Source organism: Bacillus sp. C30, from assembly GCF_040838255.1.
In the GTDB taxonomy this organism is placed as follows: Bacteria; Bacillota; Bacilli; order Bacillales; family Bacillaceae_G; genus Bacillus_A; species Bacillus_A mycoides.
This window is the reverse complement of record NZ_JBFPJH010000304.1, coordinates 1-3,877: the sequence shown is the minus strand read 5'-3', so window position 1 is coordinate 3,877 and position 3,877 is coordinate 1. Positions and strand designations below refer to the sequence as shown.

Genomic DNA, 3,877 nt, shown 5'->3' with positions numbered 1-3,877 from the left:
ATATTTATGAATCATATATGAAACGTATGAATATGCGAAGTCGATAGGAAATGAAAAAAGCACACTCTTGATCAAGGATCGCTCTGTTTTTGTTTGCTACTTCACATACACATAGGCTTCATTAGCAGTTATATAGTATGTTTTTCCTTTGCTATGGTGTACTTTATACCCTCGTACACCACCAACCATTTTCTTTCATCCATTTTTCGAATTCGGACAATTGTGGCTCGTATAATCCACCAGTAATGTAATAGAACTCGCCATTATTCACGAACGGCTCTACCCACCATTTACGAGCTAATGCATATTCGAGGATTTCTTTGGCTGCTTCTTGGTCGCTGAAACCTCCTGTTTTCACCCTTACGCCATTATTAACTGGTTCCGTTGGTTTGCTAACATTTCCGACAGTTTGTCTAGTTAAAGCATACACGATAGAATTGGCAATCTTATCTACATTCCACTTTGCCATGTCTGACTCATTATCGATAAATCCAAGTTCGATTAGGATTGCTGGTGCCTTTGTATTAGCTAGTACATAAAGTTCTTTACGTTCTTTAGCACCACGATTAGGCCAACCAATGTCTTTTGAAAGTTGAGCCGATACTTTAGCCGCTAATGATTGTTGATCGTAGTAGCAAACTTCCACACCGTTAGCTGTTCCGTTATACGCATTTAAGTGAAATGAAATTACAAGGTCCGCATCATGAGAGTTACAATTACGAACGATGTTATTTAAATTCTGTGATTGAGTTCCGCCTACCTCATCAGTGTCATCATATACCGTATGTCCTAGTACACGTAACTTAGCTGCAACTGCATCCTTAACCAGACGATCCATAATATGTTCTTTACGACCACCACAATTAGCGCCTTGTACAAATTCAGTGTGACCACCATGTAAACTATATCTCATTACTGATCAGCTCCTTTTTTCTCTTCTTGTTTTTGTTTACCACCCAAAATCTCAACTGCATTTGTTAATGCTGAAGGTAAAGGGATTCCCATACGCCCTGCATTTTCTAAAAGTGATAACAATTCATTGCCCATGAAGAAGAAAATTGTTGCTTCACGGATTGCGCTATTGCTCCCAAGTGCTGAATCTAATTGAGCGGCTGCACCGACCAAAAGAAAAAGCACCACCTTTTTGGCGATGCCTTTGAAACCAACTTTACTTTTTAGTTCTCCGTTGTATCCTGCTGCAATCATGCCAGTTAAATAATCAATAACTGCCATCGTAACTAAGATTTTCAATGTCGCATCCCATCCTCCCAAGAAATACCCACAAAAGCCACCAAAAGTGGCAATAAAAGCTTTTAATAATACATCGATTCGATCCACGTTCTTTCCTCCTTCTTCAAAATAAATAGAGGACCACATTACGTGACCCTCTTAATCTATAAAATCCGTATTTTGTTAAGTTTAGTATGCTTTCTTAGGAAGGTTTAACTGCGATAAGATAAAATTAAACATTACTTTATATCCAGCGTCATTCGGATGTAATTCATCATCTAGCATGCTTTTAAGGGTGATATCTTTTAAATCGATATACTCAATCCATTTATTGTAATGACTGACGAGAGGAAGTTGGTTTTCTCTTGCGGTTACATATAAAAGGTTATGAATATCTTTCATCTTTAAAGGTCTTCCGCCCTCATCTACACTTGTCGCTGGTGGTGCACACATAATAAGAGTTTTTGCTGACGAACGACTTTTTACAGATTCCAAAAACTTTTGTATATAGAATTTCGGCTTCGCTACTGAAGAAACACCTCTATCGTTTGTACCCAGTTGATATAAAATGATATCGTCAGCTGTATCCAAAATTGTTTTCGCATCAATATTTTCAAATATCCATTTTGTATCTCTTCCAGCAAATCCCTTATTAGTAACTGTGGCAGTTTTAGGGATTTTTAATCCTTCTATAAATAACGAAGTCCCAGTACTACTTGCATTACGTCTACTTGTTTGCGTAATTAAAACTCGATGGTTTGTAGCTGATAATCCAGTGACATCAAACCGTTTCATATATTGAGTAGTTGCCGCATATGTGTCTAATTCTGATACTTTTGTTCCATCTACAAATATATCTAATATTCCACCTTCAGCCACTCCTGCGTACATAATAGAAAAACTTGTTCCATAAAAATTGAACTCGATATTTTCACCTGGAGTGGAAGTGCTTCTCCAAATAGCTGAACCAAAGCTATAAGAATCATTAGGTGTTACATTCCATTTTGATATATCGTATTTTAGGTTCTTATCTGTAACGGCAATATCGAAAGTCTTATTGTATGTTGTTGTAATGTAATTACTGAAAAGAGATGCCCATGAATTACCAGTAGTTGCTCCCCATCCCTCTGTAATGCTATCACCTACTAGCTTGATATTGCATCGTTTAAACGGGTTTGTGATGACTTCTGATAACTGTGATAAGAGAAATACATTATTCACAACGTTTGTCTGTAATGCACTTATATCAGCAGAAAGCCCAGATACTTTACTGTAAGGAATTACAGGGATCTTTGGAATCGGTAATTCTAACTCGTTTTGCGGTACTTCATAAGGGATAAGTGTATCACCTAAATTTAACTGCTGTGTGCTTGTTTTAGCTTTAAGCGTCGAAATCCTAATATACGCAGCATTAGCAGGAGAAGTAATCGGATTAGGTGTTCCTCCATCGTGTCCCTTAATATATACCTTGTCCGCAGTATAAAATGCAATTTGATCTGTTACACGAAGACAATAGTTTGTACTAGGAAGAACTGGTAAAAAGTCTGTAACTGTATACGACGTATTACTATAGATTTTACCGTCCGAGAACATAACCCATTTGTCATTAATGAGTTTGTCAGTGCGATATAAGTTTTTACTTTTAACAACAGGGATAACACCAAAGTCTAATTTACTATCATCTAATGCTTCAAAAGCAACTTTTTCTTTTGTAACTCCAAAATTAGCTACACTCGCATTAATTGGTGTAGTTCCAGCCATAGCTTGTTTTACTTCATCAGACAAATGAATAAGCTTAAGTTTATCCGCATCAGTTGAAGTTTTTAGTTTACTTGAAGGAATATCACTATCGTTTAAGCGCGTAGCTGGTATTTTTTCTGTTCTGGCTGTAGTCGCTTCCACTTTAGCAGTTGCTACGTTTTCAGATAAAATCCCAATTTGAGTAGCATTTTGCACGGCTGCTGTTTTCGCTTGTTCTGCTGTTTCTTTAGATTCAACAATCGCTTGGATATCTACACCCTCAAGCTTCTCTCCTGCTTCAATTGCTTTTTGAATAATTGTAAACTCATTTGTAGATTCGACTGCTTCATTACTTGATAATGAGCGTTTAACAGTAAATACAAACAACTGCGAATCTATCTTTTTATCACCTTCAAGAATCTGCACCTGCCCATATACGTTGCCTAGAACTGCAAGAGTTTGAGTTTTTAATACAATTTGGTATTTTCCTTTCATCGCATTAATCGCTTCACAATCTTGCTGAAATACTATTTTTCCATCTGATTTTTCAAATGTAATACGTACTGCTTTCGCCTGACTTAAATCAAGTTCTGCACCTTTATTTGTTATTGTTAGTAACAATTTCGCGGAATTTTTATCATTCTGTGAAAAGCGAATGGCACTAGTCGTGGATGTATCATTTACTAAATCTACGTTAATTTCATAGGTTTTGAATGTCATAAAATCACTCCTTTATACAAAATAAAAAAGACCAGCGTTTGCTGCTCCCTCTGTTTTAACTAATTGATTTTTGAACTAATGTTTCTAGTGCTTCCATACGTGTATTCATACTTTCCATTTCTGCCTTGTGATTTTCTTTCAATGATTCTATTTCTGCATCATGTTTCTGCTCTAGTTCTTGAACAGC

The 3,877-nt window shown here is 36.5% G+C and carries 3 protein-coding genes and 1 pseudogene; all 4 read right to left on the bottom strand.

Going from position 1 to position 3,877, the window contains the following annotated elements:
• Positions 1–96: 96 nt before the first annotated feature.
• Positions 97–180, bottom strand: a pseudogene (locus tag AB3X49_RS19015) (N-acetylmuramoyl-L-alanine amidase); the annotation flags it as partial.
• Entirely contained in the window at positions 164–913 is a 750-nt protein-coding gene (locus AB3X49_RS19010; RefSeq protein ID WP_367964030.1) for an N-acetylmuramoyl-L-alanine amidase, read from the bottom strand. The pseudogene AB3X49_RS19015 and the gene AB3X49_RS19010, both read right to left, overlap by 17 nt.
• Positions 913–1,338: a phage holin family protein gene (locus AB3X49_RS19005; protein ID WP_367964028.1), complete on the bottom strand. Its 426-nt coding sequence runs from the start codon at positions 1,336–1,338 to the stop codon at positions 913–915. The genes AB3X49_RS19010 and AB3X49_RS19005 overlap by 1 nt, the downstream gene beginning before the upstream one ends.
• Positions 1,339–1,419: 81 nt before the next feature.
• A complete protein-coding gene (locus AB3X49_RS19000; protein ID WP_367964026.1) occupies positions 1,420–3,690 on the bottom strand; it encodes a BppU family phage baseplate upper protein in 2,271 nt (756 codons plus the stop codon).
• Positions 3,691–3,877 lie beyond the last annotated feature (187 nt).

Bases quoted from the DNA above. Each gene is read 5' to 3' on its own strand.
- AB3X49_RS19010 (WP_367964030.1), bottom strand. From the start codon at position 913: ATGAGATATAGTTTACATGGTGGTCACACTGAATTTGTACAAGGCGCT.
- AB3X49_RS19000 (WP_367964026.1), bottom strand. From the start codon at position 3,690: ATGACATTCAAAACCTATGAAATTAACGTAGATTTAGTAAATGATACA.